At 52.9% G+C, this 26,895-nt stretch carries 28 protein-coding genes and 1 pseudogene; 22 read left to right on the top strand and 7 right to left on the bottom strand.

Annotation, left to right across the window (positions count from 1 at the left end; all coding sequences use genetic code 11):
* The first annotated feature begins 21 nt into the window (after positions 1-21).
* Both EVJ34_RS01325 and EVJ34_RS01320 read left to right on the top strand, forming a co-directional pair.
* The gene (locus EVJ34_RS01325; RefSeq protein ID WP_131484524.1) at positions 22-597 is read left to right on the top strand and encodes a deoxycytidylate deaminase; all 576 of its coding nucleotides are present in this window, start codon (positions 22-24) and stop codon (positions 595-597) included.
* A 200-nt stretch (positions 598-797) separates the two neighbouring features.
* Complete coding sequence (locus tag EVJ34_RS01320) at positions 798-1,154, top strand: hypothetical protein (RefSeq protein WP_131484523.1); 357 nt, start codon at positions 798-800, stop codon at positions 1,152-1,154.
* A 161-nt stretch (positions 1,155-1,315) separates the two neighbouring features.
* Here EVJ34_RS01320 and hisJ read toward each other — a convergent pair whose 3' ends face one another.
* The gene (gene hisJ, locus EVJ34_RS01315) at positions 1,316-2,128 is read right to left on the bottom strand and encodes a histidinol-phosphatase HisJ (RefSeq protein ID WP_131484522.1); all 813 of its coding nucleotides are present in this window, start codon (positions 2,126-2,128) and stop codon (positions 1,316-1,318) included.
* A 109-nt stretch (positions 2,129-2,237) separates the two neighbouring features.
* Between hisJ and EVJ34_RS01310 the strand changes: the two genes are divergently transcribed.
* The 9 genes and pseudogenes from EVJ34_RS01310 (at position 2,238) to hisIE (ending at position 9,185) form a co-directional block, all read left to right on the top strand.
* Positions 2,238-3,161 (top strand): ATP phosphoribosyltransferase regulatory subunit, encoded by a 924-nt coding sequence (locus EVJ34_RS01310; protein ID WP_131434137.1) that lies wholly within the window; start codon positions 2,238-2,240, stop codon positions 3,159-3,161.
* A complete protein-coding gene (hisG, locus tag EVJ34_RS01305) occupies positions 3,158-3,766 on the top strand; it encodes an ATP phosphoribosyltransferase (protein ID WP_034777382.1) in 609 nt (202 codons plus the stop codon). The genes EVJ34_RS01310 and hisG overlap by 4 nt, the downstream gene beginning before the upstream one ends.
* Positions 3,763-4,980: a histidinol dehydrogenase gene (gene hisD / locus EVJ34_RS01300; protein ID WP_131484521.1), complete on the top strand. Its 1,218-nt coding sequence runs from the start codon at positions 3,763-3,765 to the stop codon at positions 4,978-4,980. The genes hisG and hisD overlap by 4 nt, the downstream gene beginning before the upstream one ends.
* Positions 4,977-5,990 carry a pyridoxal phosphate-dependent aminotransferase gene (locus tag EVJ34_RS01295; RefSeq protein WP_131484520.1) on the top strand — a complete coding sequence of 338 codons (1,014 nt, stop codon included), beginning with the start codon at positions 4,977-4,979 and terminating at the stop codon, positions 5,988-5,990. The genes hisD and EVJ34_RS01295 overlap by 4 nt, the downstream gene beginning before the upstream one ends.
* Positions 5,977-6,564, top strand: a complete 588-nt coding sequence (hisB, locus tag EVJ34_RS01290; protein WP_131484519.1) for an imidazoleglycerol-phosphate dehydratase HisB — start codon at positions 5,977-5,979, stop codon at positions 6,562-6,564. Before EVJ34_RS01295 ends, hisB begins: the two co-directional genes overlap by 14 nt.
* Complete coding sequence (gene hisH / locus EVJ34_RS01285) at positions 6,561-7,148, top strand: imidazole glycerol phosphate synthase subunit HisH (RefSeq protein ID WP_131484518.1); 588 nt, start codon at positions 6,561-6,563, stop codon at positions 7,146-7,148. The genes hisB and hisH overlap by 4 nt, the downstream gene beginning before the upstream one ends.
* On the top strand, positions 7,126-7,839 hold the full coding sequence (gene hisA / locus EVJ34_RS01280) for a 1-(5-phosphoribosyl)-5-[(5-phosphoribosylamino)methylideneamino]imidazole-4-carboxamide isomerase (protein ID WP_131484517.1): 714 nt from the start codon (positions 7,126-7,128) through the stop codon (positions 7,837-7,839). The genes hisH and hisA overlap by 23 nt, the downstream gene beginning before the upstream one ends.
* On the top strand, positions 7,832-8,599 hold the full coding sequence (hisF, locus tag EVJ34_RS01275; protein WP_131434149.1) for an imidazole glycerol phosphate synthase subunit HisF: 768 nt from the start codon (positions 7,832-7,834) through the stop codon (positions 8,597-8,599). The genes hisA and hisF overlap by 8 nt, the downstream gene beginning before the upstream one ends.
* A pseudogene (gene hisIE, locus EVJ34_RS15975) lies at positions 8,548-9,185 on the top strand (bifunctional phosphoribosyl-AMP cyclohydrolase/phosphoribosyl-ATP diphosphatase HisIE). The gene hisF and the pseudogene hisIE overlap by 52 nt, the downstream one beginning before the upstream one ends.
* Positions 9,186-9,224: 39 nt before the next feature.
* Here hisIE and EVJ34_RS01260 read toward each other — a convergent pair.
* Positions 9,225-10,148: a DUF7916 family protein gene (locus EVJ34_RS01260; protein ID WP_131484515.1), complete on the bottom strand. Its 924-nt coding sequence runs from the start codon at positions 10,146-10,148 to the stop codon at positions 9,225-9,227.
* A gap of 90 nt (positions 10,149-10,238) precedes the next feature.
* Between EVJ34_RS01260 and EVJ34_RS01255 the strand changes: the two genes are divergently transcribed.
* Positions 10,239-10,793, top strand: a complete 555-nt coding sequence (locus EVJ34_RS01255; protein ID WP_131484514.1) for a maltose acetyltransferase domain-containing protein — start codon at positions 10,239-10,241, stop codon at positions 10,791-10,793.
* 39 nt (positions 10,794-10,832) lie between these two features.
* Here EVJ34_RS01255 and EVJ34_RS01250 read toward each other — a convergent pair whose 3' ends face one another.
* The 5 genes from EVJ34_RS01250 to EVJ34_RS01230 form a co-directional block, all read right to left on the bottom strand.
* Positions 10,833-11,837 (bottom strand): pyridoxal phosphate-dependent aminotransferase, encoded by a 1,005-nt coding sequence (locus EVJ34_RS01250; RefSeq protein ID WP_131484513.1) that lies wholly within the window; start codon positions 11,835-11,837, stop codon positions 10,833-10,835.
* On the bottom strand, positions 11,834-12,592 hold the full coding sequence (locus EVJ34_RS01245; RefSeq protein ID WP_131484512.1) for a transporter substrate-binding domain-containing protein: 759 nt from the start codon (positions 12,590-12,592) through the stop codon (positions 11,834-11,836). Before EVJ34_RS01245 ends, EVJ34_RS01250 begins: the two co-directional genes overlap by 4 nt.
* A 261-nt stretch (positions 12,593-12,853) precedes the next feature.
* Complete coding sequence (locus tag EVJ34_RS01240; protein WP_131484511.1) at positions 12,854-13,576, bottom strand: nucleotidyltransferase domain-containing protein; 723 nt, start codon at positions 13,574-13,576, stop codon at positions 12,854-12,856.
* A 30-nt stretch (positions 13,577-13,606) separates the two neighbouring features.
* Complete coding sequence (locus EVJ34_RS01235) at positions 13,607-14,125, bottom strand: DNA topology modulation protein (protein ID WP_131434164.1); 519 nt, start codon at positions 14,123-14,125, stop codon at positions 13,607-13,609.
* A gap of 33 nt (positions 14,126-14,158) precedes the next feature.
* Positions 14,159-14,653, bottom strand: a complete 495-nt coding sequence (locus EVJ34_RS01230; RefSeq protein WP_131484510.1) for a hypothetical protein — start codon at positions 14,651-14,653, stop codon at positions 14,159-14,161.
* A 140-nt stretch (positions 14,654-14,793) separates the two neighbouring features.
* Here EVJ34_RS01230 and EVJ34_RS01225 point away from each other — a divergent pair, with 140 nt between their 5' ends.
* From EVJ34_RS01225 to EVJ34_RS01180, 10 genes are all read left to right on the top strand, one after another.
* On the top strand, positions 14,794-16,257 hold the full coding sequence (locus EVJ34_RS01225; RefSeq protein WP_131484509.1) for a phytoene desaturase family protein: 1,464 nt from the start codon (positions 14,794-14,796) through the stop codon (positions 16,255-16,257).
* A gap of 16 nt (positions 16,258-16,273) precedes the next feature.
* Positions 16,274-16,702, top strand: a complete 429-nt coding sequence (locus EVJ34_RS01220) for a GNAT family N-acetyltransferase (protein WP_131434170.1) — start codon at positions 16,274-16,276, stop codon at positions 16,700-16,702.
* A gap of 101 nt (positions 16,703-16,803) precedes the next feature.
* Complete coding sequence (locus tag EVJ34_RS01215; RefSeq protein ID WP_114165669.1) at positions 16,804-17,235, top strand: YlbF/YmcA family competence regulator; 432 nt, start codon at positions 16,804-16,806, stop codon at positions 17,233-17,235.
* A gap of 50 nt (positions 17,236-17,285) precedes the next feature.
* Entirely contained in the window at positions 17,286-19,811 is a 2,526-nt protein-coding gene (gene mutS / locus EVJ34_RS01210; protein ID WP_131484508.1) for a DNA mismatch repair protein MutS, read from the top strand.
* A 4-nt stretch (positions 19,812-19,815) separates the two neighbouring features.
* Positions 19,816-21,639, top strand: coding sequence for a DNA mismatch repair endonuclease MutL (gene mutL, locus EVJ34_RS01205; protein ID WP_131484507.1), 1,824 nt, complete (start codon positions 19,816-19,818; stop codon positions 21,637-21,639).
* Between the two features lie 163 nt (positions 21,640-21,802).
* Positions 21,803-22,456: a 50S ribosomal protein L25/general stress protein Ctc gene (locus EVJ34_RS01200; protein ID WP_131484506.1), complete on the top strand. Its 654-nt coding sequence runs from the start codon at positions 21,803-21,805 to the stop codon at positions 22,454-22,456.
* A gap of 210 nt (positions 22,457-22,666) precedes the next feature.
* The gene (locus EVJ34_RS01195) at positions 22,667-23,503 is read left to right on the top strand and encodes a formate/nitrite transporter family protein (RefSeq protein ID WP_131434314.1); all 837 of its coding nucleotides are present in this window, start codon (positions 22,667-22,669) and stop codon (positions 23,501-23,503) included.
* Between the two features lie 196 nt (positions 23,504-23,699).
* Complete coding sequence (locus EVJ34_RS01190; protein WP_131484505.1) at positions 23,700-25,544, top strand: anaerobic ribonucleoside triphosphate reductase; 1,845 nt, start codon at positions 23,700-23,702, stop codon at positions 25,542-25,544.
* Positions 25,522-25,977: an anaerobic ribonucleoside-triphosphate reductase activating protein gene (gene nrdG / locus EVJ34_RS01185; protein ID WP_131484504.1), complete on the top strand. Its 456-nt coding sequence runs from the start codon at positions 25,522-25,524 to the stop codon at positions 25,975-25,977. The genes EVJ34_RS01190 and nrdG overlap by 23 nt, the downstream gene beginning before the upstream one ends.
* A 54-nt stretch (positions 25,978-26,031) precedes the next feature.
* Entirely contained in the window at positions 26,032-26,850 is an 819-nt protein-coding gene (locus EVJ34_RS01180; RefSeq protein ID WP_131484503.1) for a fumarylacetoacetate hydrolase family protein, read from the top strand.
* Positions 26,851-26,895 lie beyond the last annotated feature (45 nt).

Genomic DNA, 26,895 nt, shown 5'->3' with positions numbered 1-26,895 from the left:
TTTCTTTGAGGAGGATACAACATGGAAAAACAACGGCTATGGGATGAGACGTGGTTGCAGTTCGCCGATATGATGGCGGTACGTCATTCAAAATGTGCCTCGAAAAGTGTCGCTTGCGTCATCGTCAAAGACGAGAAGCCGATTTCAATCGGCTTGAACGGGACGCCACCGGGGCATACGAACTGTAATGAAATCTTTTTAAAGCGGGAAGACGGCTTTTATAAACGGGACGAGTACGTTTCGGCGGATGCGGTCGAATGGCTCGAGGCACCGGTTTCGATCATCCATGAGGGTGTGACATTTATTAAATGTTCGGATCCATACGACCACCACAACTGGTCGAAGCAACATGAAATCCACGCCGAAATCAATGCGATTGGAAAGCTCGCTGCGGATTCGACGAACGCGTTCGGTGCGACGGCGTACGTGACTCATTCACCGTGCCACGCCTGTTCGCTTGCCTTGATTGCGTCCCGTGTGGCCCGTGTCGTCTATGCGGTCGGCTATGAGCATGGCGACGGCCTCGATTTGATGCGTGAGAGCGGGATTGACGTGGTACATATGCCGCTTGAAAAAAGTTTCAAAAACACATTGTAAACGTTTACATTCGGTGTTATATTATTAATGTACTGCCAATGGTGTTTTACTCTTCCATTATTCGTCTCTCTTCGGAGGGACCTTTTTTTATGGCTAGGTACAGGTGAGACAAAGTTTACACATAATGTTCAATATTTCACAATCTTTTCGGGAGTTTCTTTCTTATAATGAAAGTAGATTAACGAGAGGGGAAATGTTACATGGAAAAACAAGTTTGTTTCACAGATGGTGCCTATGATGTGGAAGCGTTGATCACACTCGAAGAGGTGTGGGAAGATAAGTTTGCGATTGGGACGCATAAAGAGCTGGCTGTCAAATCGTTGAAAATCAATGGGAACGACGTTTCGGAGTTGAAGCACGTTCGGGCGTTGCTTCGTTATTACCCGACGCTCGGTGTCTCGGGCATCTTGCTTGCGCTTGACGGTGCAGCCGCTGAGATTGTCGCCTTGTCGGGGGACACGGATCCGGCGCTCCAGTTTGTTGAGCTCGTTGCGTTGCAAATGGACGAGGTCTCGACTGAAGAATTGAAAGATTTATACGCTGAGATGGCGGTTTAATTTCGTAAGGATGACGTTCATGTCATCCTTTTTCTATTTTTGGGTTGCATCACCAGGGAAGTATGGTATGATTGTCAATAGATGAAGAAATGGAACGCCATATCGTTATCGACAACCAAAAATGGGGATCTAGATAGCTAGATCGCTGTGAAAAGCCACGTTCATAGGAACGTGGCTTTTTTTTGTATAGATTTGAAATCAGCAGCGAGATCACTAGCGACATGTGCGTCTGAACCGAGCACGAACGGGATACCGAGAGTGGTCGCCTCGATCGCGACATCAATCGCGTAAGGTTGCCCACAATCCGGTTTACGGAGCCCGGCCGTATTCAGATCGAGTCCGAAACCGCGTGTGGCGATGGTGTGTAGCAAGCGCGTCTGTTCGTCCCGGACATTCAAACGATTCCACGTGTAATTGTGCTGATATTTGATTGGTAAATCGATATGTCCAATCCGGTCCACTTTCAGTCGCTCCCATGGGTATGAAAGGCCCGTTGTGAGTGACGTGTAATAACGACGCATCACAGCCTCGAACGAGCCGAAACGTTCGACGAGTACATGAAACGTCTCCGCTGAGAAGTCGACAGGCAGGAGCTCGTCGTCGACGAGTAGAAAGTGTTGGGACAGGATTGTCTCATCAAGGTCTGCTGCGTATGGCTCAAGTAAAGACAACGTCTCCGATTCATAACCAGGCAAGTAGTCGATTTCCAGTCCGATACGGATGTCGAACTCGGGATTAGCTCGCTTCAGCGTCTGCAAAGCTTCTATATAACGTGGGAGCGAATCGAGCGCCATCGCCGAGTCTTGATCGGGCGTCGGGTCGTGAAATCGTTCGGGGAGCGGCGCATGCTCCGTGAACGTGAGCGTTTTAATTCCAAGCTCCGACGCGCGATTTATATACGCTTCAAGCGAATCAGACGAGCCATGTGGGCAAAATGGGGTGTGAAGGTGACCATCACGGGTAAAGTCAATCATTGGTCAACATTCCTTTCGAGTTCACCGGTTGACAGCACCGGCTTGGTTTGATAAATTTAACACACTACTTTAGTTTGGTAAAGTGATAATAAGATAAAGGGTGATATTGATGATCTGGTTCAACACAAAAGGATCCATCCCGGAAGGATGGCACGAATTGCAAGGGGAGGACGTCTTGCGTCCGAAGCAGTGGATGTTGTCATTTTTAGAACGAGCCGAGTCAAATGGCTACAGTGTCATTGAGCCACCGCTCGTGGAATATTATTCTCACTATCAAGACTTGGCCTTATTTGATGAATCGGCCTATTATCGCCTGTTCGGGAACGATGGCGAGTTGCTCGTCATGCGTCCTGACTATACGTTACAAATCGCACGGAAGCTCGCCGATGGTCATGAGCCGATGCGCGTCGCCTATGCGGGGGCCGTCTATCGACGTACCCCGAAGCATTCGGGTCAGCCGCACGAACGTCAACAGCTCGGACTGGAATGGATTGACGGCGACGCAGCCGATATGGAGCTGATCGCGTCATTCCTCAGTATGACCGAGCACGTGTTGCCGCAAGACGGCCTTCGGATTCAAGTCGGCTCGGCTGCTTTGGTCGCGGCCGTGGCGGAAGAGGCTGGCATTCCAGAGCGGACACTACGCCAATATTTGGCACTCCGCAACTTAGAATCACTCCGTGACCTCGCAGATACGTATCAATACCCGTTAATCGCGAAGTTACCGTTCTTAATCGGTGATTCGGCGCTTACTGAATTACGGGAAGCCGCCGAGCCAGGGCTGACAGTGGCGATCGATGAAGTAGAGCGAGCGGTCGAGCACTTACGCGCCATCGGTTTGAACGTATCGTATGACTTTGGTCAGACTGGTGATTTCGACTATTATTCGGGCTTGACGGTGACAGGAAGCATCGACGGGCGACGCGTCCTCTCAGGTGGCCGCTATGATTCGTTGTATGGACATTTCGGTCAATCACGTCGAGCATTTGGATTGTCGCTCGATTTAGAACAGTTAGGTGAGGTGATTTTATGAAAGTGGCCATTGCGAAAGGGCGCATTGAAAAAGCGGCCCGTGACTATTTCGAACAAGTCGGATTAACCGTTTGGCCGGAAAAACGCGGCCGGGAATTGACGGTTGAAGTCGACGGTCACGAGTTCATCTTCGTCAAAGGCGATGACGTCTATAAATACGTCATGCACGGCGCAGCGGATGTCGGCGTCGTCGGTGGCGACATTTTACGAGAGAAGACGCCTGGCGTCCTCGAAGTCGTCGATTTGCCGTTCGGACGTTGCCGGATGGCGGTCTGTGGACCGAAAGAACGAAAGAACGGAACGAAAAAACTGAAAGTCGCGAGCAAGTATCCGAATATCGCCATTTCTCACTTCGCTTCGAAACGTCAGAACGTCGAAGTGATCGCGTTGAACGGTTCGGTTGAACTCGCACCACTTACAGGACTCGCCGATTGTATCGTCGACATCGTTGAGACGGGGGCGACGCTCCGCGCGAACGACCTCGAAGAATACGAGACGATTTTCACGGTGAACGCCAAGTTCATCACGAGTGAGACGGCGCTCGCCAACGACCCTGATGAATTGAAGGCGTGGATTCGTCGTTTAAGCAAGGAGGAAGCGAAATGAGTACGGAAACGAATCGGAGCCGGCGTGAAAGCTGGGCGGAAGCAGTTAAGCCAATTCTCGAGGCCGTGGAGTCTAACGGAGACGAGGCGCTCCTCGCGTTCACAAAGAAATTTGATGGTGTCGATCTCATCGAAACGGTCGACTTGACATCCTTCACGCCACCTGAGGCGTACGGGGAGTTGACCGATGCGTTGACGCTCGCCGCCGAACGGATTCGCGCGTTTCACGAGCGTCAGCGTCGTCAAGAGGACGTGTATGAAGATGGCATGTTCCGGCTCGGACGTCGTTTCATGCCACTCGACTCGGTCGGCGTGTACGTTCCAGGCGGGACGGCCGTCTATCCCTCAAGCGTCTTGATGAACATTATCCCGGCGAAAGTCGCAGGTGTGAAACGAATCGTCATGGTGACGCCACCGAAACGAGACGGCATCGACTTGTCGCTATTGATTGCGGCAAAAATCGCAGGGGCAGATGAATGTTATCTCGTCGGTGGGGCACAAGCCGTCGCCGCCCTTGCGTTCGGCACCGAGACCATCAAACCGGTCGATAAAATCGTTGGACCTGGGAACGCCTATGTCGCGACAGCCAAATCGCTCGTCTCCCATATCGTCGGCATCGATTCAGTCGCCGGACCTTCTGAAGTACTAATCATCGCCGATGAGACGGCCAATCCGAAATGGGTCGCCGCCGACTTGCTCGCCCAAGCCGAACATGACGTCGAAGCGACGGCACTCGCTCTCGTCACGTCAGCCGAGTTGGCCGAACGAATCGATCAGGAATTGACTCACCAGCTGGCTGAGTTGCCACGCCGTGACATTGCGGTCGAGGCATTGAAGCGAGGTGGGGTACGCGTCATGTCGAGCGAACGTGCGATCGAGGTCGCCAATGAAATGGCAGCCGAGCACGTGCAACTCGCCGTCGCCGATCCGGAAGGCTACATGCAAGCCATCCGTCACGGCGGATCATTCTTCCTCGGTCATGAAGCGGCGGAGGCGTTTGGCGATTACATCGCTGGACCGAACCACGTCCTGCCGACGAGCGGGACGGCCCGCTTCTCGAGCGGCCTCTCGGTCGATGATTTTTATCGGAGACAAACGTTCCTTCAAATGACGGAGCTCGATGAGCGCATCACGCGTGCCGCGATTCGCATTGCGCAACAAGAACAACTTGACGGCCACGCCCGGGCGATGGCGGTCCGATTGGAGGACGCATGAGACTGAACTATGAGACGATTCCACGCTACGTCCCGCATGCGGTCAAAGGACACGCGTTGAATCAAAACGAAAGCCAATACGAGTTTCCAGAGCGATTAAAGACGGCCATCCGAGAGCTTCCGCTCGACTTGAGCCATTATCCGGTCGACGAGTTGACGGCGCTGAAACAAAGCTATGCGGCATATGCCGGTGTGAGCCCACAACAACTCATGGTCGGCAGTGGCAGCGATGAATTACTCGCGATACTTTGTCAGGCCCTCCTCGATGCCGATGACGTCGTCGCCGCACCGCTTCCCGATTTTTCGATGTATGGCATATACACGCACATCGCCCGCGGGAATTTCGTGCAACCGGATGCGGACGGCTTGTCGTTCGAGGCGCTCATGCAAACGATTGAAACGGAACGACCGAAGCTCGTCCTCGTATCGAATCCGAACAATCCGACCGGGAAGATGTGGTCGCTCGATGATCTCGAGACGATTGCCCGCCGAGTTCCATATCTTGTCGTCGACGAGGCGTATATCGATTTCACGATTGAGGACTCATTCAAAGACCGCCTCGCGGACCATGCGAACGTCATCATTCTCCGGACGTTATCGAAAGCGTTCGGACTCGCAAATCTGCGCATCGGCTTCATGATCGCCGATGAGCGCTTGATCGAGAAGATTGATCGGTTCCGCTCTCCGTTCAATGTGAGTGGGCTGAGTGCGGCCGTGGCGACGGTCGTGTTGAACGACTCCAATTACATCGGAGAGTCGATTATGTTCCATCAAACGCAACGACAAAAACTTGAATCATTGCTCGCCCCAATCGGTAACGTGCTACCGAGCCGGGCCAATTTCTTATATGTCGAGACAGCGGACAGCAAGGCGTGGGCAGAACGCTTCCTGGAGAAAGATGTCCATGTTCGTGCGTTCGCGGACGGGATTCGTGTCAGTGCTGGCACTGACGAGGCGTATCGATTGATTCAACAAACGATAGAAGAGGTGACTTCACTTGAGAACAGCTGAGACGAAACGAGAGACGAAAGAAACGAACATCGAGCTCAAGCTTGATTTGAACGGGACGGGACAATGTGACATCAAAACAGGCGTCGGCTTCTTTGATCACATGCTGACGTTGTTCGCGTTCCACAGCCAAATTGATTTGACGGCCCATGTCGAAGGGGACACATGGGTCGACGCCCACCACACGGTCGAAGACGTCGGAATTGCCCTCGGGCAGATGATTAACGAGGCGCTCGGCGACAAAATCGGGATTCGTCGCTATGGCACGAGTTATTTGCCGATGGACGAGACGCTCGCGCGTGCCGTCGTCGACGTGTCTGGCCGCCCGTTCCTCGTTTACCGGGCCGATATTAAAAATCCGAAACTCGGTGATTTTGATACCGAGCTCGCCGAAGAGTTTTTCCGGGCCGTGGCGATGAACGCCCGCTTGACGCTTCATCTAGAAGTGCTTTATGGATCGAACTCGCACCATATGATTGAAGGGCTTTTCAAGGCGTTCGGTCGCGCCCTCGCTGAAGCGATCGGGCAAGACGGGTCAAACCGACTCCCTTCAACGAAAGGACGGATCGAAGGATGAAAGTCGCGGTCATTGATTATGGAATGGGCAACGTGTTCAACGTTGAACGGGCACTCCAAGCCATCGGCTGTTACGTCACCATCACCAACGAGCCCGTGGACATCGAGGCGGCTGACGCCATCTTGCTACCGGGAGTCGGGGCGTTCCCGCAAGCGATGCAATCGCTGAACGAGACGGGACTGATTCCGCTGTTGAAACGGTCGGCACAGGAAAAGCCGTTCCTTGGCATTTGCCTCGGTATGCAGCTCTTATTCGAGTCGAGTACGGAAGGGATGCCGACAGAAGGACTCGGTTTGATTGAAGGACATGTCGAGCGGATGCGGGCGAAACGTCTGCCGCACGTCGGATGGAACTCGATTTTACGAGACGAGGACGTCTATTTCGTTCACTCGTATCACGTCGTGACCGATCCGGTCCATGTCGTCGCTTCTGCCGACTATATGGGGGAGAATGTGCCCGCCATCGTGCAAAAAGGACTCGTCACGGGGATGCAGTTCCACCCGGAGAAGAGCGGCGCGTTTGGACTCAGTTTATTGAAAGAATGGAAGGAGGCGGTCGAACGTGAGATTACTACCGGCCATTGATTTGATTGACGGAAAAATTGTCCGTTTGACGGAAGGCGATTTCAATACAGAAGAACAATACGGAGACCCGTATGAGAAGTTGAAGGAGTGGCAAGGACGTGTGCCGATGCTCCACTTGATTGACCTCGAAGGTGCGAAAGCAGGAGAACCGAGACATCTCGATGTCGTCCGCTTTGCCAAAACGTGTGGCTTCTTCGTCCAGACCGGCGGGGGCATCCGTTCCGAGGAAGCGCTTGACGCGGTCATGGCGACCGGGGCGGACCGAGTCTTGCTCGGGACAAAAGCGTTCACAGACCCGGATTTCTTGGACCGGGCGCTCGCGAAGTACGGTGACCGTGTCGCCGTCGCCCTCGATGCCTATGATGGCATCGTCGCCGTCAACGGTTGGCAAGAAGCGACCGACTTAAAAGATATCGATGCCGCGAAAGAGCTCGTTGACCGTGGTGTCAAGACGATTCTCTATACGGACATCGGGTCGGATGGGAAGTTGAACGGACCGAACCTCGAACGCATGAAGGCGCTCCGTGAAGCCGTATCGGTCACGCTCATCGCCTCGGGGGGTGTGACGACCGAGACTGATGTCGAGGCGCTTCAAGCGGCTGGAATCGATGAGGCGGTCGTCGGGAAGGCACTACTTTCTGGCCAAGTCAGCCTCGATGACTTAATCGAGTGGGAGGCGCGCCATGCTTAAACGACGCATCATCCCGTGTCTTGATGTGAAAGACGGTCGTGTCGTCAAAGGAATCGAATTTGTGGCGCTTCGGGACATCGGAGATCCTGTTGAAATCGCGAAATATTACGATGCCTCTGGTGCCGACGAACTCGTCTTTTTAGATATCACCGCAAGTACGGAACGCCGCCAGACGATGCTTGACGTCGTCAGTGCCGTCGCCCGGAAAGTGTTCATCCCGCTCACGGTCGGCGGGGGCATCCGTTCGCTTGAGGACATCTCCTCGCTCCTTAAAGCCGGAGCCGATAAAGTGTCGCTCAATACGCTCGCTGTCGAATCACCCGATTTAATTAAACGGGCGGCCGAACGATTTGGGTCACAATGTATCGTCATCGCTATCGACGTCAAGTTTGAGGACGATGATTATTTCGTCTATACGTATGGCGGCAAGAACCGGACCGAGTTACGGGCCGTCGACTGGGCGCAGCAAGTGGCCGCACTCGGGGCGGGCGAATTGCTCGTCACGTCGATGAATCAAGACGGCAAGCAGAGCGGCTATGATTTGCGAATCCTTGATTTGCTTCGCGAGGCCGTCGATATCCCGATTATTGCCTCTGGCGGTGCCGGGAACGCGAATCATGTCGTCGACGCGCTCGAGAAAGTCGATGCGGCGCTACTCGCCTCGATTTTGCATGACCGGAAAACGACAGTGGAAGAGGTGAAACACGTATGCAGCGAGCACAACTTGCCGATGCGGTTCGTTACGACGCAAACGGATTGATTCCAGCCATCATCGTGTCGACAGAAGACGATGCTGTCCTCATGTTAGGTTACATGAACGATGAGGCGATTCAGAAGACGCTCGAGACGAACACGGTCACGTTCTGGTCACGTTCGAAAGGACGACTTTGGATGAAAGGGGAGTCGAGTGGAAATACGCTCGAACTCGAAAGCATCCACGTCGATTGTGACCAAGACGCGCTCTTGGTCCGTGTCCGTGCCAATGGGCCGACGTGTCACACGGGAAATCGAAGCTGCTTTTTCACGGAGGTGGAAGGATGATTCACGAATTAGAGAAGTTGATTCAAGAGCGGCAGGCGTCACCGAAAGAAGGGTCGTATACGTCATATCTATTCGACCAAGGTGTCGACAAGATTGCCAAGAAATTTGGAGAAGAGTCGTTCGAGGTCGTCATCGCGGCACTGAACAATGAAGATTTGGTCGAGGAGTCAGCGGATCTCTTGTACCACTTGCTCGTCTTGCTCGCCGCCAAAGGGGTGTCATTACAAGACGTCGAGGCGCTCCTCGCCAAACGGCACGGGTCGACGACACCGGCGAAGCCACGGCGGGACGTCACCGACTGGTAACACAAAAAGGAACGAAGCCCATTGCGGCTTCGTTCCTTTTTAGCGGTTGACCGAGGCGGCCATGCGGATATACGTATGGCGTCGTCCACGAATCGCAATCGATAACGCTTGAATGTTCTCCGGTGTGGCGATCCCGGACAGACCGGCATCGCCGATATGGAAGATGTCGGTCCCGCCGCGCTTCGAGGACAAGGCGATGTCACGGATTGTCGCTTCATCGGACCCCTCCTGCGACGTACCGATGGCGGCGACGACGAGCTTGTTCAACGCCTGAATCTCGCGTGTCACTTCATAAAAATCGTCTTCGCGGACGCCGGGAACGGTCCCAGGCGCAGGAATCAAGATGATGTCGGCCCCGGCTTCAGCGAAGCGGACGTATGCCTCTTGGTCGAGTACACGGCCGACGCCGGCTTGATGCATCTTCCCGGCAATGATGACGCCCGCGAACTCTTGGCGTGCGTTAATGATGGCTTGCTCAATCGCCTCGTTCGTCACCCCGGTGTTCGGATTGCCGGTCAAACAGATGAAGTCGATCCCGAGCTCTGATGCTCTAGCGAACGCTTCCCGTGTCGCCAACCGTCCTTGTTTCACGTCATACATATCCTCTGATTTCTCAGAGAAGTCGACCGGTTCGAGGTTGACCCCAATCGGCAAACCGACGAGGCGCTTCAATTCCATGATTGGATTGTCAGACATCGTCTCGCCGGGTACGTTCCCGAACAAGGCGTGGCTTTCGAGACCTTTTATGTATGGATGGAACACGTCGAGCATATTCAACAGGATCATATCGGCCCCGAACGCCCGAGCGAGTTCGGCGTTCGTCACTTCTGGATAGAGTGGCTGCACGGTCGGGATGACCTCGGCGAGTACGGTCCGACCCTCGGCCTTCCGAATCGATCCGATCAAATCCGAGCGGTTGAACGTCAAGAAATCACTGGCTCTACAATCAAGAATTCGTTTCATCGATTTATTCCTCCTCTAGTTCGTCATGGTCCTATTCCCCGTTTTGTCAGAAATTCCTCTATACTAAAAAAAGAAAAGGGGGAGAAGCGGATGACAGAAAAAGAAAAAATGATTCAGGGCGAGCTTTACTTGGCCGGGGATGACGAGCTCGTCGCCGACCGGCGTCAGGCGCGGCGTTTGACGGAACGGTTCAATCGGTCCGGCATCGATGAACTCGACGACCGAAAAGCAGTGTTAGCAGAGCTATTCGGCTCGACCAGGGGTTCGTTTTATTTGGAGCCGACGTTCAAATGCGACTACGGCTATAACATTCATCTCGGGGAGCGGTTCTTTGCCAACTTTGACTGTGTGTTCCTCGACATTTGTCCAATCACGTTCGGTGACGATTGCATGCTCGGACCTGGTGTCCACGTCTATACGGCGACGCATCCGCTTGACCCGATCGAACGAATTTCGGGTCTTGAATACGGGAAACCGGTCACGGTCGGGCATCGGGTGTGGATTGGCGGCGGCGCCATCTTGAACCCTGGGGTGACGGTTGGCGATGATGCGGTCATCGCCTCTGGTGCCGTTGTGACGAAAGATGTGCCAGCCCGTGCCGTCGTCGGGGGTAATCCGGCGAAAGTCATCAAACTTATTCCGTGACAAAAACGCTCCGACTGGGACCAGCCGGAGCGTTTTTGATTAATTCGTCGTTTGTATCGCATACACGTTGAGTGCCTCGTTCGCCAAGGCGAGGGCTTGTTCATTGCCGAGCGTGATGCGAATCCCGTTCGGTTGTTTCGATGTGTGAACCCCGTGCGCGGCGAGGTGGGCGCATACGGCCTCCGGTTCCTCGAGCGTGACGTAAATGAAGTTCGCCTCGGCGGGATGGACGTGACCGATGGTGGCGAACAAGTCGATCCACTGTTTGCGCATGTCGGCGTGCCAAGCGATGACCTCATCGAGATAAGTCTCATCTTGTAAGAACACGTTGGCGATTTTCGCGCTCACGCCGCTGATGTTGAACGGCGGGACGAACTGACGGAAATATGCGGCGAGTTCGGTCGTCGTGACCATGAAGCCGAGGCGGGCGTTGGCCAGACCAAACGCCTTCGATAATGTCCGCAGCACGATTACGTTCGTGAACGCGTCAAGACGGGACACCATACTCGACGCCGGTGTGAAGTCGATATATGCCTCGTCGACGATCAAATAGGGCACGAGTCCCGCGAGTTCAGTCAGTTCAGCGACGCTCCACAATTTTCCGGTCGGATTGTTCGGGTTCGACAACAGCAACAGCTTCGGTGCGTGTTGCATAATTGCCTTGACGAGTGCTTCATACGATAGGTCATCGGCTTGCACGTGTCGGCCATGGGCGATCGTCGTGAAAATCGGGTAAAGCGCGAAGTCCGGACTCGGTGACAAGACGACGTCTTCTGGTGACAACAACGCCTGGGTGACGACGTGAATCATCTCGTCACTGCCGCAACCGACGAGCAGTTGATTCGGTTTGACACCAGCATAGGCGGCATAACGGGTGAACAACTCGTCAATCGGTTGGACCGGATATTCATGTAAGTCTTGGAACGAGATCGTCGCCAGTTGGTCATACAGCCGGGACGGTACCGGGAACTGACTCTCGTTTTGATTCAAACGGTACCCTTCTGGATAGGTAACAGGGTAAATCGGCAGCGAGACTTGTCTCATTCCGTCGGCTCCATCGAGAACCATTTTTTAGCGAGTTCATCGATTTCACCCGAGTCAATCATCTTGTTCAATTCTTCGTTGAATTGATCACGGAGGTCATCCTCTAATTTAAATGCGGCTGCAGAACCTTTCTCGCCATCTTCTTTAAGCGCGAACGTATAGAGCCCTGCGTCTTGGTCCAAGTATTTTTGGGCGACCGTATCCTCGATGACCATCGCGTCGATTCGACCCGTGTTCAACTCTTGAACGATTTCTGGAATCTTGTTCAATGAGACGAGTTCTGCGTCCGGAGCTTGCTCTTTGGCGATGTTCTCTTGAATCGATGCCGTTTGGACGCCGATTTTCTTGCCGGCGAGCGCTTCGATTTCTTTTAGCGACTCGTCTTTTGTCATAATCAAATTCGTCGCCGACAAATAGATGTCCGAGAAGGCGGCATTTTCTTTCCGTTCTTCAGTCGGTGTCATGCCCGCCATGACGAAATCGATCCGTCCGGTGTTCAGTGCCCCGAGCAGGCTACCGAAGTCCATGTCTTCGATTTTCAGTTCGTAGCCGAGGCGCTCCGTGATCGTCTCCGCGATTTCGATATCGAAGCCGACAATCTCGTCTCCGTTCGCCGTATCGACAAATTCATACGGGAAGTAATCGGCGCTCGTTCCCATGACGAGTGTCTTTTTCTCTTCGCCCGTCGTCTCCTGGCTACAACCTGCTAATAATGCACTTGCCACTAATCCCCCTGTAATGACCCACTTTTTCATGTATGAATTCCTCCTTCAAGATATGAGACTAAGTGTATATGCATGATTATTAATTGTAAAGCATAAAAATACAAAAAAGATAAAAAAGATGCACCCGCCTAAAAGTCACAGGATGCATCGGACGCTCAATTCATTGGGTGAGATGGGCATTTGACTCGAATGTAAACGTATGCAGCATCGGTTCGTTTAGACTGCCCATTATGAGCGGATTCACTGGAATCAAAGAAGCTGAAGAGTTGAATAAAGAATATTATTTTATCCTCACGTTCCATTCGGTTTCCCGCGACTGAACCCGGCAAATAACCGGCCGCCGAATGGGGAGAGCGTCTCATCGACGAAACGGATAAGAGCCTCTGTGTCGTTCGTTTGATAATAACGTTCAAGGGCATCAGTGAGCTCATGGGCTACTTGTGCGTCATAGCGATCGAGAGCGCGGTATGTCCATTTGGAGGAACCGATCCATTGTCGATTCGTACGCAGGATGAACTCACAGACTAACGTGGCGAGGGTGCCCGCGATGAATAACCCTTCTGCCCGATTGGTGCAACCAATCAAGTCATCGAGCGCATCGGTCAGGAAGTATCGTTTCATCTCAATCGTCTCGTCCGACCACGCCTCCGGCCCGCTGTCGAGCAAGGCCCTCGCTTCATGTTTGATGTCTGTGATGACACCGGAATCCTTCAAGATGATACCTTCGGAGACCATTGTCGGTAACGATGGAATGGCGCGCCGATAGTCTTGTTCGAAGAACGCGCGATACGACGTCAAGTTATGGGCGAACAGCTCGATATGCCATCCGGACTCGATGAACGATTCCCGATAAGATGAGACGAGGGTGTCGTCAAAGATGATGATGTCTAAATCCGACGTCGCGGTCGCCTCACCACGGACGATGCTTCCGGCGAGCAGCGCAGCCTGACAATTGGAGAAATGTGTTCTGACGAACGTCTTTGCCGCTCCAATCGGTTCAAGTTTAGCTTGCATGGAAGACTCCTTTATACAGACTTGGCTTCATTAACGTCCCATTGTGTCGAGATGCTTTAGAAAATCACAAACCTCGGTACGTGATCGCAATCGGATGATTTGCTTTTCGGCAGGAAGTGAGTTCAATCGTTTGATTACATCCGGGCGTTGCGACTTCGGATAATCCCATACCCATTTCAAAAATTTCGGATCAAACTGTTCTTCACAACCGGCCCCCATGTCCGGACGTGTCTTGCCACGGTACGTCAACATGCGCTTCAAGATGCGATATGTACATATGGTTTTCGGTAAGTCGAGAAAGATAATCGTATCGGCTGCGTCTAAACGAAAATTTAGCGTGCCGCCGTAATTGCCGTCGATGATCCACGACTCGCGTTCAATCAATGCTGACTGCGTGGCAAGTTGTTCTTGCCGTGTGGCGGGTGTCCAATTCGGTTTCCATAACAAGGCGTCCAAGTGATGGACATCGATGCCAAGTCGCATTCCTAATTTACGTGCGAGTGTCGATTTTCCCGATCCGCCAGAGCCGATCAAGAGTATTTTTTGCATGAGAACTCACCTTCCACATCGTCATGTTCTTGATTATTCAGATTGAAGAATACGCCATTTTTTAATTTGATTCTCCTCTTCGTATAGGACGCGCACTTCCATCTGGTTCAAAACGAGCCGTTGCTCGCTGGCGAAGAGCACAATCGGATAACCGATTGACAGCGGTTCGTCCGCTTCAAAGACGGGGCTGTGCGCCTGCATGGCATAATAGCCGTCCGAGCGTGTGTTGGCCGCACCTGCATCGACTTGAATCACCGTATCGAACCCTTGGAGTCGCAACACGTAACTATAAGTCGTGCGCGCCCCGCGTTCGAGCCGCCACTCCTCGATCATCGCCTCGCGGCCATCGTTCACTTCCTCGAGTAACACTTTTTGTGCCGTGTACTCACGTTCATACGGAATCATCTCTTGAATGTTGACAGCCGTCATGGTGGCGACTTTTTGTGATTCTTCTGATGGTGGGGTAATGAGAATACCGATAAAAATCAAGATTGGAATGAGCAGATAAATGATGACCCGACTTCGCATATGGTTTCACCTGTCCTTTATCGATTTTTTCGCCATCTTTAGCAAGAACCCTGCCTGACCGGCGAAATATGTCTACGGAACACGTTGAAATGTCTCGGATTTCGAGAAGGCATGTATGATGAAGGCAGGAGGGGATTAACATGCGAATCGGGATTATCGGTGGTGGAGTTGCCGGATTGACGACGGGTGCGCTCGCGAGCCGAATCGGCCATGACGTGACCGTATACGAATCGTCACGAGAATGGGGTGGATGCGCTGGCAAATTCGAACGTGGGGACTATCGGTTCCCGGCCGGGGCGACGCTTGGGATGGGCTTTGAACCCGGAGGCCTGCATGAGCGGGTCTTGTCATATTTAGGTGAAACGATTGACGTTCGTCCATTAGCCGAGGTGATGCACATCCATGTGGATGGGAAAACCGTCCATTATCATCAAGACCGGAATCAGTTCTTAGCAGAACTCGAGTCGACATTTCCGGAGCTTGCGCCGCGCATTCGGGCTTTCTTCAATGAAGTGTGGGCCGACTTTGAGACGATTCGTCCTTTGTTTGAAACACTACCGGCGTTGCCGTTTCGTACGGTTCGTGATGCAACGCTTGCGATCCGTGCGTTTCGACCGGCACAGCTCGGGGCGTTCCGGAAACTGTATCGACCGCTCGGCACGACGCTGTCGCATCATGGATTGGACGGGACGTCGTTCGAACGGGTGATTGATGGGATTTTGCTCGATAGCCTGCAGACCGGTGCCCGCGAAGCGAGCCACTTGCTCGCGGCTGTCGCGTTATCGATTTACCATGAAGGGGCATTTTACGTCGACGGTGGCTTGTATACGCTCGCTCATGCATTGGAGCGCTCGATTCAAAGAGATGGAGGCAAAACGCTTCTAGGGCGACAAATCGTTAAAGTCGAACAGGTCGCGGATGGTTGGCTCTTGACCGATCGCCGGGGCCGGCTCGACCTCGTCGATGTCATCGTGTCGGCGATTCCGCTAGAGGCGACAGCTCAGCTATTAAGCGGAGATCCATTGGTTCAGTTTAGCAAGCAGTACGCCCGTCACTTAAAGCGCTCACAATGGGGGACGTTCAGTCTGTACGTCACGTTACCGGAAGCGGTGTGCTCCGGACGTCCGCTGTTTCAACAAGTGTACAGTGACGGCTTACCTTCTGGGCACGCCTTCATCTCAATGTCGGCCGCGGATGATGCGCTCCGGACCGAACGACCGGAACGGACCATCACAGTCTCGACCCATATCGATTTGAGCGAGTGGCAAGGTTGGAAAGACAAGATGACGTATGAGAAACTAGAGACAGATTGGACCGAGCGTCTCGTCTCGGTAGTGGGTCGAGCGTTCCCAGACTGGACCGGCGAATCGTCAATCCTGCTTCCTGGGGGACCGGGGGCGTGGGTGAAGTATACGAAACGTCCAAATGGTGCGGTCGGAGGATACGCCCAGACACCTCAACAAGCGTTGTTCCATGCGGCGAGCTATCGGACGAACCTCCCGAATTTTTACGTTTGCGGCGACACGGTGTTTCCAGGTGCGGGGACAATCGGGGCGATGACGAGTGGACTTCACGTTGCCCGTGCGCTCGGTTCGAAGTTATGAGGGGAGACAAGTTAAGATGCATAAAAAACGGTTTGATGAATTGACGACGAGAGAACTCTATGAGCTGTTGGCGCTCAGGACCGAAATATTCGTCGTGGAACAAGATTGCCCGTATCAAGAAGTTGACGGGAAAGATATAGCGGCGGTCCACTACTGGATCGAGGCCGACGGTCGCCCGATCGCGGCGCTACGTGTCCTTGAGGAGGAGTCACCGATCGCCATCGGTCGTGTCGTCACGAAATCGACGCATCGGGGAGAAGGTCATTCGCGTCGATTGATGCAAGCAGCCGTGGCTGACTTTGGTGACCGTGATTTATACTTACAAGCCCAAACCTATGTCGAGCCGTTTTATGCGAGCTTCGGGTTCACCCGAACGAGCGAAGAGTACTTAGAGGACGGGATTCCCCACGTCGATATGGTCCGCGTTGCGACCGTTTTGATGTGAAGCGATGCGGTACCGTTTGTGATAAGTTCATGGTAGAATGATGGAGAATACTTGCGTGCGTCAAGACGTACGTTCAATCATAGAGAGCAAAGGGGTTTACGATGGTGACTGATCAGACAGTGATTCAAAAAGCAAAAGAATTGGCCGACTTGTTGGCGAGCACGCCGGAAGTGGCCCGCTTCAAAGAAGCGGAAACGAAAGTGAACGAGAGCGAGCGCGTCCAAACGTTGATCAAACGAATCAAATACTTACAAAAAGAAGCCGTCAACTGCAAGCATTACGGGAAGACGGAAGCACTCGCCAAAGTCGAGTTGAAAATCGACAAGGCGATGGACGAACTCGATTCGATTCCGGTCGTCCAAGCGTTCCAAGAGACGCAAGTCGAAGTGAATGATTTACTTCAATATGTGACGGTCACACTCGCCAACTCGGTGACAGATCGTATTATCGAGTCGACGGACGGAGACGTTCTCGCCGGTAAGACAGGAAGCGGCATGGCAGCGGAGAAATCACGCGGCGGCTGCGGATACTAACAAACAGCTGGCCTTTGGTCAGCTGTTCTAATTTCTAGAGGTGAACACGAATGGAAACGATACATCAAACTCCGATGATGAAACAGTACTTCTCAATCAAGGCAGATTATCCAGATGCCTTTCTCTTTTACCGGCTCGGTGACTTTTACGAGCTATTTTTTGAAGATGCTAAAATCGTCGCCAAAGAACTCGAACTGACATTGACTGCGAAGAACGGCAAAAATGCTGAGCACCCGATTCCGATGTGCGGGGTCCCGCATCACTCTGCCGCTATCTACATTGAACAGCTGATCGAAAAAGGGTTCAACGTGGCCATCTGTGAACAGATGGAAGATCCGAAAGCGACGAAAGGGCTCGTCAAACGTGAAGTCATCCAAGTTATCACGCCGGGTACATACATGGCTGCGCTCGGTGAGAAAGAGAACCGGTATTTACTATCGGTCGTGAACGTAGCAGGCCGTTTCGGGATTGCCCGTGGCGATGTGACGACAGGTGAGTCATGGTTAACGACGTTGTCATCGCAAGAAGCTGTGTCCCGAGAAGTGGAAGGGCTAGCGCCGAGTGAGATTATTGTTGCCGACGACGAATTAAGACAACAACTCGCTCCGCTAGGCATCCCGTTGTCGGTGCAAACGGAGCGGCTAGCGAGCCCGTTGTCGAGCGGGGCAAAAGACGAGGCCCAAGTGAGCGCGTTCGAACTGCTTTTCGCGTATTTGACGCGGACGCAAAAACGTGCCCTCGACCATCTCCAACCGGCCGTCGCCTATGAAGTCGAGGCCCATATGCAACTCGATGCGAATACGGCCCGGAACTTGGAATTGTTCCGGTCGGCCCGGTCCGGTGAACGGAAAGGGTCGCTCCTCGCCCTGCTCGATGAGACGACGACGGCGATGGGCGGACGGTTGCTAAAACGTTGGCTCGAACAGCCGCTCTATACCGAGCAGGCGATTCGGGACCGGCAAGATGCGGTCGAGAACTTGGTCGATGATTTCATGCTTCGTGACCAGTTGCGTGAACAGTTGCGCCACGTCTATGATATCGAGCGTCTCGTCGCCAAAGTCGGATACGGGACAGCCAACGCCCGTGATCTCGTCCAGTTGCGGAACACACTCGAGCGTATTCCGACGGTACGTGCCTTGCTCGAAGGCGTCACCGCCTCACGTCTTCGTCAAATCGATGCCACGCTCGATACGTTCGACGACTTGGCCAGCGTGCTCCAAGCGGCGCTCGTCGAGGCCCCACCCATCTCGATTAAGGAAGGCGGTATGATTCGTGCCGGCTACTCGACCGAACTTGACGAACTGCTTGAGGCGAAAGCGAACGGAAAGACATGGATTGCCAACCTCGAACAACAAGAGCGACTCGCTACGGGTATCAAATCACTGAAAATTGGCTATAACCGTGTCTTCGGTTATTACTTGGAAGTCACGAAAGCGAACGCGCGCTTACTCGAAGAAGGTCGTTACGAACGGAAGCAGACGTTGACGAACGCCGAGCGTTATGTCACACCCGAGTTGAAAGAGAAAGAAGCGCTCATCCTTGGGGCCGAAGAGAAGAGCTGCACGCTCGAATACGATTTGTTCGTCGCCTTGCGTGACCTAGTCAAGCAAGAGACGAAACCACTCCAGCAACTGGCGCGCTCGCTCAGCGAACTTGATGTCTTGCTCGCGCTCGCTATCGTTGCCGAAAAACGGGACTACGTCCGACCCACGACGTCGACGAACGTACAAATTGACCAGGGACGCCATCCAGTAATCGAGACGGTGCTACCGCGCGGTGAATATGTCGCCAACGATTTGACGCTCGACGATACGCGGCGCATGCTGTTGATCACGGGACCGAACATGTCCGGTAAATCGACGTATATGCGCCAATTCGCCTTGATCGCCATCTTGCATCAAATCGGATCGTTCGTGCCGGCTGAAGCGGCCGAGATTCCGTTGTTCGATCGCATCTTTACCCGCATCGGTGCGGCGGATGATTTGGTGAGCGGCCAGTCGACGTTCATGGTCGAGATGACGGAGACGCGCCAAGCGGTGACGGAAGCAACAGCACACAGTCTCATCCTGCTTGACGAGATTGGGCGGGGGACGTCAACGTATGACGGGATGGCACTTGCCCAAGCCATCGTTGAGTACATCGCTTCAACTATTGGAGCGAAGACACTGTTCTCGACCCACTATCATGAACTGACCGTGCTCGAAGACACGATTCCCGCCCTTGAGAACGTACACGTCCGCGCCATCGAGCGTGACGGCCGTGTCGTCTTCCTGCATGAGGTCCATCCAGGACGAGCTGACAAATCGTACGGAATTCATGTCGCCGAACTCGCCGAACTGCCGCGTGATTTAATTGAGCGGGCGCGGACCATCTTGTCTGAACTCGAGACAGAACCGAAAACGGGGCAGCTAACTGTGAAACAGTCGGTACAGGCTGAACCAGTGGCTCAGCTGTCGCTCTTTGAGGCGGAAGACGAGATTAAACGACAATTGCTCGCTCTCGATTTGTTAGCGATGAATCCGATCGAGGCGATGCAGGCGCTCTATGCGCTCCAACAATCCGCGAAGAAGGGGTGAGTCGATGGGAATCATTCAAGAGTTACCGGAACAACTGGCCAACCGGATCGCTGCCGGAGAGGTCGTCGAACGGCCGGCCTCGGTCGTGAAAGAACTCGTCGAGAACGCGATTGACGCCGGCGCCACGAAAATCGAAGTCGATTTGGAGGAAGCGGGCATTCGCCTCATTAAAGTCCGCGACAACGGTCACGGATTTTATGAAGAGGACGCCCCGCGTGCCTTTCTCCGCCATGCGACGAGTAAAATCCGAGACGAACATGACTTGTTCCGGATTCGTACACTCGGCTTTCGGGGAGAGGCACTCGCCTCGATCGCCTCGGTCAGCCATGTGACGCTTAAGTCACGTCGGGCCGAGGAAGACGGATTCGAGATGACACTTCAAGGGGGTGTCGTCACAGCCCAAACACCGGCTGCGACGAATGTCGGGACGGAGATTGCCGTCAGTCAATTATTCTATAATACACCGGCCCGGTTGAAATATTTAAAAACGTCGGCGACAGAACTAGCGAGCATCACGGATACGTTGAACCGGATCGCTTTGTCTCATCCGGAAGTGCGGCTTACGGCGTTCCACGAAGATAAGGAACTGCTCAGGACGAGCGGGAACGGGGACGTTAAACAAGTCATGCTCGCCATCTACGGTCGACAAGTCGCCGCTCAAATTGTCACGGCTTCGAGCAAAACGAACGACTATAGCTTGAGCGCCCATCTCGTCCGGCCGGAAGTGACGCGTTCGAACAAGCAGTACGTGACGCTCATTTTGAACGGGCGTAGCATCAAAAACTTTGCGTTGACCCAAAGTGTACTTGAAGGCTATCACACTTTGCTCCCGATCGGACGTTATCCGATTGCCGTCCTTGAGGTGAACATGGACCCGATGCTGATTGACGTGAATGTTCACCCGACGAAACGAGAAGTGCGGCTCTCAAAAGAGAAAGAGTTATGCCAATTGATTCGTGAGACGGTCCAACTGACGCTTCGGGAACAACGTTTGATCCCGTCGGTCAAACCGAAAGAACGACCGGCGCCCCGGACCGAACAAGAACGACTTGATTTCACGGTCGAACGCACCCCTGTTATGGTCGAACGCAACTCCGTCGCGGATGAACCGCCAACGTGGAACTATCCGATTCCGCGTGAACCGGTCACGTCACCGAGTCGTTGGTCGCCGACCCCGCTCATTAACGAGAAGACTGAACCGACAGCTCCAATCGTCGAATCGGAGGAAATCGAGACAGCGGGAGAGCGACTTCCACAGCTTGACGTCATCGGTCAATTGCACGCAAGTTATATCGTCTGTGGAGCCGAGGATGGGATGTATGTGATCGACCAACACGCGGCCCAGGAACGGATCAAATACGAATTGTTCTATGAACAGCTCGGTAATCCGGACAAGGAGTATCAATTGTTGTTGCTGCCGCTTACGCTCGAGTTCACGCAAGAAGAGACGCTCGCCATCGAGGAAGTCTCTCCGCTCTTAAAAGAAGCAGGCCTCGAGTTGGAGCCGTTCGGCGGCAACACGTTCCTCGTCCGGGAGATCCCGACATGGTATCCGCAACACGATTTAGAAGGGACGGTCCGTGATTTAATCGAGATGGCGATTCGGGATCGCTCCATTGACATTGCCAAATATCGAGAAGACGCCTCGATTTTAATGGCGTGCAAACGATCTATCAAAGCGAACCATCCACTCAACCACGACATGATGCGACAATTGCTACACGATCTCAATCGGACGACGTCTCCATACACGTGCCCGCACGGTCGTCCGATTTTGGTGAAGTGGAGCACATATGAACTTGAAAAGCTCTTCAAACGCGTCATGTGACATGCCTGTAATCTTTTTTTAATCTCCTGTTACGTTTATGGATAGGTGCATCTGGGAACAATATACACATGTCACTCAACACATCGAGGTTGAGAGGTGGCTTTTTCACTGCCTCACCCTCAAGATGTAGACATGATCGATAAACCAGTAGGGGGAAAAGATTATGGCAGACACGCTTAAAGTAACGAAACGAGAATTACGACCACGTTCGGTCCGGGCAAACTTACGTAAAGAAGGAAAAGTGTTAGGTGTCGTTTACGGCTACAAAGTTGAAAGCACACCGGTCGCATTCGAAGAGATGGCACTACGTAAAATTCTTCGTGAACACGGCGACAATGCTTTGATCGAACTCAATATCGATGGTAAAAAAGTGAACACGCTCGTTCACGGGACAGAAGTCGACCCGTTTACGAACGAATACAAGCACGTCGAATTTATGGCAGTGAAGATGGACGAAGCGACAGAAGTCGAAGCGGACGTCACGCTCGTCGGCGATGCAAAAGGTGCTAAAGAAGGCGGCTACTTGGCGCAGACGCTCTACAAAGTAACGGTCTCAGCGACACCAGCCAACATTCCGGAGCGCATCGAACTTGATGTTTCTGAACTCGGCATCGGTGACTCGCTCACAGTGGCCGACATTCCGACGAACAAAGATTACGAAATCGTATCTGAAGGTGATCTTCAAATCGCATCGGTGAATGAACCGGTTGCGGTCGAAGAAGAGGAAGAAGCGACAGAAGGCGAAGCTACTTCGTCAGAACAGTCAGCTGAAGCTTCATCTGAAGAGTCTGAAGAAGCCTCTGAAAACAAAGAATAATCGTTTTGAACGGCCCTTTGCGAAGGGTCGTTTTTTTATGGTCACAAATCCGACAAATGTAAACGATTACGATGTGAAAAATGTATCAACATATGGAAGGGACGATTGCAATTTAATCGATTCGGGCTTATATTGTTAATGATTTCACATATTTGTTCTTATTATAATGGTTTCATTCAAACAGAAAGAAGGGTTTGTGACATGGCATCAATGGAAATCCATGCACTCGAATCGTTGCGGAAAAAAGCGCAGGCTTCTTCGCAAATGATTCATTATCGACCAATGGAATACTTTTTACGGGCAATGCTCGCGGGGATCTTTATCGGATTCGCTTCAATTTTCACATTGAAAGTCGTCAACGGGATGTATTTGATCGACTCCCCGTTCACAACACTTATTGGTGGGTTCTCTTTCGGAATCGCCCTCGTCATGATCATCTACGGCGGAGCCGAGTTGTTCACAGGGAACACGATGTATTTCACGACGTCGACGTTGCGCGGCTATACGACGCTCAGCGACACGATGCTCGTCTGGTTGCTCTGTTTTGTCGGGAACGCCCTCGGCGGCATCTTGTTCGCTTTGTTGCTCGCTCCGACCGGTGTCATCCAAGAACTAGGGATGAACAACTGGTTGTTCGCGGTCGTCGAAAGCAAGATGCACCATACAACGGTCGAGATTTTCTTCCGTGCCATCTTCTGTAACTGGATGGTTTGTCTCGCCATCTTCTTACCAAAACAGATGAAAAATGAGTTCGCTCAAATCTTCTCGATGATTTTCCTCGTTGCCGTCTTCTTCGCGTCTGGTTTTGATCACGTCATCGCCAACTTCGTCTTGTTCGCGCTCACACTCGTCGTCCCACACCCTGAGGCGATCAGCTTTGCAGGCGCGATTCACAACTTGATTCCGGCTACGTTCGGGAATATCATCGGCGGCGCCTTGTTCATGGGTGCGATCTATACGTGGTTGAACGCGAAAGGATTGCGGGAAGCTCAGGAAACAGAAGAAAAGGAAGAAGTTGAATTAAAAATTGTGAAACCAGCCAAATAATGGTGAGTAGGTTTATCTCAAGGAACAGTCGAGTCCCAAACTAGGGCTCGACTGTTTTTGCGAATATCTCACAGTCAACGCTCACAATTTCGACTTCGCATTTTAACGGTGAAACGTGACATAATCTATATATAGAACATAAGAGAGTTAAAAACTCTTTTATAATCAATATATAGTGAGGTGATGCGGAGTGAATATGCTCCAGCTTTATGAAGATGTCTGTGTTCTCCCAGATCAAGATCTCGTACAAGAGAACGCCAACGTCGACGGGAAATCACCACTTGGCAAACTGGCGCGGTTATCCTCAGAAGTGTCGAAACAGTTGTCGACGTCGTACTTGTTGTCAGAGCGGTCACGTCAGGCCGTCGCGGACAATTTTTTGTATATCCATGATGCCGACTATTACGTGACAGGGTCGACGACGTGTTGTCAAATCCCGCTCGGCGAATTGCTGACGAACGGATTTCATACCGGACACGGGACCATTCGCCCGCCCCAAGACATCCGCTCGGCGATGGCACTCGCTTCAATTATCCTTCAAGCGAATCAGAATATGCAGCACGGAGGACAGGCGTTCCCGATGTTCGACGTCGATTTGGCTCCATATGTCGAAAAGACGTATGAACGTCAACTGGAGCGGCTCAAGAAGCTTCCAGTCGAATGGTCGAGCGAGCAACTCATTGAAGTCGCTGAGGCCGAAACAGTCACAGCAACGTATCAAGCCTGTGAGGCGTTCATTCATAATGCTAATTCGATGCATTCACGAGGCGGTGGACAAGTACCGTTCGTCTCGATCAACTATGGGACCGATACGAGCCGTTGGGGACGGATATTCATCCGGGAGTTGTTGCGTGCAACCGAACGGGGGCTCGGCAACGGGGAGACACCGATCTTCCCAATTCAAATCTTCAAAGTGAAAGAAGGCGTCAACTTCCATGAGGACGATCCGAACGTCGACTTGTTCCGACTCGCTTGTCGTGTGACCGGCAAACGGTTATTCCCGAACTTCTCGTTCGTCGACGCCCCGTTCAACCTGCAGTACTACGACGGGACGCACGCCTCGGAAGTCGCCTACATGGGTTGCCGGACCCGGGTGATGGGGAATCGGCATGGCGCCGAGACGTCGATTGGCAGAGGGAATTTATCGTTCTCGACCTTGAATTTGGTTAAGTTGGCACTCGTCGCTTCAGACATCCATTCATTTTATGAAACGCTCGACGTCTATGTCGACGTCGCCATCGAGCAATTGCTCGAACGGTTCGACTATCAAGCGAAGCGCCATGCCGACGAATTTCGCTTTCTTTACGCCCAGCACGTCTGGCGGGGGAGCGATACGCTCGGCCCGGAAGATGATCTTCGTGAGGTGTTGAAGCAAGGGACGCTCTCAATCGGATTCATCGGTCTCGCTGAGGCGCTGCGGGTGCTCACTGGGGGCACGCATGTCGAATCACGTGAGGCGGAACGGCTCGGCCTCGATATCGTCACGCATTTACGTAATCGGATGAAGCAGGCGTCGGAGCAGCACGATTTGAACTTTTCATTACTAGCCACTCCGGCAGAAGGGTTGTCCGGTAAATTTGTGGCAAGAGACCAACAAGCGTTTGGAATCATCGAAGGGGTGACCGATCGCGCCTTTTACACGAACTCATTCCATGTACCTGTGTATCAATCGGTCTCGATTCGCGATAAGGTCCGTCTCGAAGCGCCGTACCATGCGCTCTGTGATGCGGGGCATATCACGTACGTCGAAGTCGACGGATCGCTCGCTCATAATCCGGAAGCGGTCGAAGCGATTGTCCGGCTCATGCGGACCGAAAACGTCGGCTACGGATCAATCAACCATCCCGTCGATCGGTGTGGCCGTTGCGGTCTCGAAGGCATCATCGATGAATCTTGCCCAACGTGCGGCGAGCACGAGCGGATTGAACGGATTCGTCGGATCACCGGCTATCTGGTCGGCACGATGGACCGGTGGAATTCAGCAAAACGAGAAGAAGAACGAGCGAGGGTGAAGCATCATGCGCGTCCTATCCGTACTTGACGAATCGGTCGTCGACGGGCCGGGCATTCGTTCCGTCATCTTTACGGCAGGCTGTCCCCACCGGTGCCTAGGGTGTCACAATCCAGAATCGTGGAATCCACGCGGAGGTCAAGACGTCTCGGTCGAGGACTTGCTTGGTCGAGTCGAACAGTCCGGCTGGGACGGAGTGACGATTTCAGGCGGAGAGCCGTTTCTGCAGCCGAAAGAACTGGCCCGGCTCGTCAACGGGTGTAAAGAGCTACAGAAAAATGTCTGGGTGTATACTGGTTATACGTTCGAACAGTTACAAGCCATGGAAGACGAGCATATCTCGAGCGTGCTCGACCGTGCCGATGTGCTCGTCGACGGTCGCTTCGAACAGCCGCTCATGGACCGGTCGCTCCGATTTCGGGGGTCGAGCAATCAGCGAATTATATTCTTGAACAAAGCGTAATCGGGGCCGTCGCGCCCTGATTTTTTGTATACTAGCAAAAAAGGGGGAATTTTGATGAAATGGTGTAGTTTTCAAGTTGAAGGAGAGCAAAGGGTCGGTGTCGTAGCTGGGGAGTTCGTTTATGACGTCAGCGATCAATTACATACGACTTCGCTGTTAGAAGTCATCGCGCGTGAGTTTGAACCGGACGTCGATTTAGACGTCGCGCCCCGGTCAACACTGAACGACGTCACGCTCGTCGCACCATACCGACCGCTTAAAAACGTCATCTGTATCGGAAAGAACTATGAAAAACATGTGAAAGAAATGGATACGGCGGGAGCAGGGAAACTCGTCATCTTCACGAAAGCACCGACTTCGGTCGTCGGGCCAGGGGCTGTCATCGAACGTCATCCTGAATTGACCGATCAACTCGATTATGAAGGCGAACTCGCCGTCATCATCGGAAAGTCGGGCCGGGACATCGATCACGTTGACGCTCACATTTTCGGTTATACGATTCTGAACGACATCACGGCCCGGGACGTCCAAAAACAGCACGTCCAATTTTTCCGCGGTAAATCGTTCGACACGTTCTGTCCGCTCGGACCGTATATCGTCACACCGGATGAACTTGAGTTCCCACTCACGATTCAAACGGTCGTGAACGGCGAGACACGTCAATCCGGCTCGACGGCGGATATGATTCGCCCAATCGAAGAGTTGATTCGGACATTGTCAAAAGGGATGACACTTGAAGCAGGTGATATCATCGCGACCGGCACACCGGCTGGGGTCGGCCACGGCATGAAGCCGCCTGTCTATCTACAATCAGGAGACACGGTCGAGGTAAGCATCACGGGGCTCGGGACGCTAAAAAACGTCATCGTTTGACCCAATTGACGCAAATTGTGAAGAATCTTGTAATCGATGCTTCAT

The sequence above is a fragment of the Exiguobacterium sp. SL-9 genome, from assembly GCF_004336985.1.
In the GTDB taxonomy this organism is placed as follows: Bacteria; Bacillota; Bacilli; order Exiguobacteriales; family Exiguobacteriaceae; genus Exiguobacterium.
Note: the sequence above shows the minus strand (reverse complement) of the source record. Positions and strands in the feature narration are given on the sequence as shown.